The organism is Edaphobacter sp., assembly GCF_035532915.1.
Lineage (GTDB): Bacteria > Acidobacteriota > Terriglobia > Terriglobales > Acidobacteriaceae > Edaphobacter.
This window is the reverse complement of the sequence record NZ_DATKQC010000485.1, coordinates 1-4176: the sequence shown is the minus strand read 5'-3', so window position 1 is coordinate 4176 and position 4176 is coordinate 1. Positions and strand designations below refer to the sequence as shown.

Annotated in this window: 2 protein-coding genes; both read left to right on the top strand. The window is 55.9% G+C overall.

Translation table 11 applies throughout. From position 1 onward, the window contains the following. A partial coding sequence (locus VMU57_RS22605) for a DEAD/DEAH box helicase (protein ID WP_325387578.1) occupies nucleotides 1–918 on the top strand: 918 nt, incomplete at its 5' end. 805 nt (nucleotides 919–1723) lie between these two features. Next, a partial coding sequence (locus VMU57_RS22600) for a hypothetical protein (protein ID WP_325387576.1) occupies nucleotides 1724–4176 on the top strand: 2453 nt, incomplete at its 3' end.

Sequence of the window (4176 nt, the reverse complement as noted above, 5' to 3'; positions counted from 1 at the left end):
TACGCGAATGGCGTCATAGGCGGAACGGCGTGGCTTTTCACCTTGCCGGAATGGGAGGGCGTGCTCGACTTCCTCTTCATTGATGAAGCGGGTCAGGTGTCATTGGCCAATGCCGTAGCCATGGCTCGATGCGCGAAGAACGTCGTTCTTCTTGGCGATCAAATGCAGCTCGAACAACCGATCCAGGGCACTCATCCCGGCGATGCCGGGCTCTCGTCGCTCCAGTATGCACTCAAGGATTTGAGGACAAGCCAGCCTGACCAGCCGGTCTTTCACGCAGTCGTGCCATCGGATTATGGTCTCTTTCTCGGCGAGTCACGCCGGATGCATCCAGCCGTTTGCCATTTCATCTCGGAGAGTATCTATGAGGGTCGCCTTGCTTCGCACCCTGATTGCGCACAACAGAAGATCGACCTTACGCTCAATGCGCATGGAATCGTAACTAAGGAGAGCGGCATTGTTTTCATCGGTGTCGAACATGATGGAGACATCCAACGAAGTGATGAAGAGGTAGAACGGGTGAGAGCTGTTTATCACGAGTTGCTGGGCCGACCGTATACCGCATCGGATGGCGTCACAAAGCCACTCGCTTTGGAGGACTTTCTCTTCATCGCCCCTTACAATGCACAGGTCCGCGCTCTCCAAACCGCGCTTCCTGTCGGCGCGCGTGTTGGCAGCGTGGACAAGTTCCAAGGACAACAGGCTCCAGTGTGCATCCTGTCGCTCTGTTCCAGCTACGGCGAATATGGGTCGCGGGGACTTGCCTTCATCCTGGACCGTAATCGGGTCAACGTAGCATTATCTCGCGCCAAATGCCTGGCAGTCGTTGTTGCTGATCCGCGCATCGGGAGCGCCGCCGCTGGCTCAATCGACGAGATGATGCTTGTCAATCTGTTCTGTAAACTGGTCAGTGCATAGCTCCTGCCGGTGCTCCCCTCCCTTCGATGGCAATGATTAAGGCGGTCCAGGATCGATGCGAGCGTCCAACCAGGGTCTTGCTCTCTGCCTCACGCTTCGCCTGGAGCTCGGCCCACGGACGGTCCTCATCGCGTCGCTCCTTGCGGAGCCTACGCTGGTTCCAGTCTGAGTAAGTATCCACCGGCAGAGCCGGTGGCTTTACGGTTGCTGGCCCCTCAAAGGGGCCTGACCGCAACCGTCCGAAGCAAAAGCAAGAACAAAAGCAAAAGCCTCGTACCGCTATCTTCACTGCCGCAGCACAGGCAATTCGAGGGAGAACATACTCCGGGGATTCTCAAAGTTCTACTGCCACCCCGGCAGAGCCGGGGGATCTCCCTTTTGGATTAGACAGTGCCGGGCTGCATTCCCTCACCGAACCGGGCTGGCTCGTAGACCCTCCTCAGGGCCGTGGTCAACTGTGGGCGAGGAACTCCACCTGGAGTCCTACGTGGTGGCCGACGTTCCTGGGAGCCGACGGGTTCCACGAAGACAACGGCGTTTCAGAGATCTATCCTGGATGGCTCGGATCAGGCAGACAGCTGCCTCTCGTTCGTTGTGCCTCTGCTCGAATTGATACTCGATTTTGCGTAAATCGAGAATCCATCCGAGCTTCTTGTGCGTTTAGCCGTGCAGAAGAACTGGGACTTTTCGCCAGCGAAGATGAGGCGAATATAATCTATGGGGGTTAGGTATTCAATGGTGCGGAGGCCGCATTCCGATAGTGAACCCATTCCCGTGGAAACGCTTTTGGTGCCGTCGAGAAAACGTGTTTTCTCTTGGCGACCGGGGGTTCCTGTCCGATCCAGAAGGAGAGCGTGGGAACATACTCAACCCGAATCTGACCACCTTCGATGAACTTCAGTCAGTTGCGTGCCTCGCGCTCCTTGGGGAACCGGGAGTGGGCAAGAGTTGGAGCCTTTCAGCCGATGTGAATGCGTATCTCCAGCAGTCGCCGGGAATGCCTACGATACGCCTCGACCTTCGGAGCTTCAGTAGCGAAGATCGTCTATATCGGACCCTGTTCGAGGACGAAACTTTTCTTCAGTGGGCAAAGGGCGATTACGATCTCCACCTGTACATCGACAGCCTGGATGAATGCTTATTGCGCATTGATTCAGTGGCTGCGCTTCTAGCAGACGAGATTCCAAAATATCCACTGGACCGGCTGAAGCTACGGATTGCCTGCCGCACAGCATCATGGCCGCCTTTGCTGGAAAGGGCACTGAAGTCGGGATATGGGGAGGATTTGTTTGTCGCGACCGAACTGGTGCCCCTGCGGCGCGTGGATGTACTTCAAGCAGCAACATTGAGCGGCATTACAGACCCGGATTCATTTCTTGCGCGAGTTGACGAACTACACATTACGTCCTTCGCTATCAAGCCGGTCACACTCAAGATGCTGCTTGACACATTCCAGCGAGAGGGCGATCTACCTGGAAACGTAGTTGATCTTTACGAAAAGGGATGCTCCATCCTCTGTGAAGAGCAAAACGAAAGTCGCCGTGCCTCGCGCAGGACGGGTGACTTAAGTCCGAGAGATCGAGTAGCTGTTGCCTCTCGCGTTGCGGCGGCAACTCAGTTCGGCAACCGCTTCGCGGTCTGGACTGGAACCGAAGCCGAAGGTGTTCCTGAAGAAGATGTAGCTGTCGGTGATTTGGTCGGTGAGAATGAGCCGTCGGACAGCTCCGTGAACGTCACGCACAACGCCGTTTTGGAGACATTGGGAACTGGATTGTTCTCGTCCCGAGGCCAGGAGCGTCTCGGCTGGTCGCATCAGATGTTTGCGGAATTTTTGGCTGCGAGATATTGCTTCGTACACGAGCTGCCTATTGAGCAGCTTCGCTCACTGGTGTTTCATCCTCGGCGCAGGCGCGTGATTCCGCAGGTGCGAGAGGTTGCGTCATGGATTGCACTTAGGAATGATGAGCTATTTGCGGAAATTGCAGAGTTTGATCCTGAAGTCTTGCTGGGGTCGGCGGCACCTAGTTTGTCGAATGAACAACGGCGGGCACTTGCGGATGCCCTCTTGCGGAGTTGCGACCAAAGCGAGGTCCTTCACATTCGGCATCATCTGGAACTTCGACATCTCGCTCATCCAATACTCGCGGAACAGTTGGAGTCTGTGCTTGTTGACCGGGAGCGGTCGGCGGCCACGCGATACTTTGCTGCAAGGATTGCGCGCGACTGCGCCGTTACGAGCCTCGGCGGGGCTCTCTTGGGGATTGCGCTCTCTGATGCCGAAACGCACGAACTGCGCACGATTGCAGCCTATGCTATCGCGGATGTCGGATCAGAGGAGGAGCGCAACCTACTTCACCCCCTACTTCAGTCGGGTCGGGAAATTGATCCCAACGACCAGTTAAGGGGCGCGGCGCTCAACGCAATCTATCCGGGTGACAAGTACGACGATGCGATGTGGAACTATCTCGAACACCCGCGACAGTCTATGTTCTTCGGCTCATACAACAACTTTTTGTCGTATGCAGTGGTGCCGAAACTCAACGCCGAGAACCTTCCGGCTGCGCTTCGGTGGTGTGCCGCACAACCGCCAGAGGACATTGGGCCGATTCCTGAGCTGGAGGCAGAAATCTTCTCACTGGCGCTTGAACATATCGAAAAGGACGGTATTGCTAAACTTCTTGCCAACATCGTTTTCCAGCGAGCTCGATCGTTTCGTCCGTTGCCGCATGGAAGGCACTCAAGCGGCTTCTCTGAGACGTTAGCTGACGATACGACTCGACGCAGGCGCTTTCTTGAGGCATTTCTTCCTCTGCTCAATCGCGACAACGTGCATTTTGTGATGCATCCAATGCCCTTACTGGTTCTCGAAGATTTGCAGTGGTATATCGACAGAATTCTCAGTGTCCCACCATCTTGCTCGGCAATCGTGGAGGCACATTTGGTTTGTCGCTTGGCCTGCTCGTGGGAACCCGACGCTGTGAATACCGTTTGGCAAGCATGTCAGCGGAGTCCGATTCTGGCACAGGAGTGCAATCCAATCTTTGAGCCGGTATCGCTTGATTCCGAGACGGTGCGGTGGCAGCGGAAGTCCAAGGCTGATCTGCTTAAGGAGAGGAATATTCAAGTCGCTCCCGCTCTGGAGCCCAGGTGTGAAGCTGCGCTTCAGCTCATCGAGGGTGGCGAGGTGGATGCGTGGCTGAGGCTGCTGGGCGAAATGTCCTTGGACGAGGGTGGCACCCACTACATGGATCTCCGGCA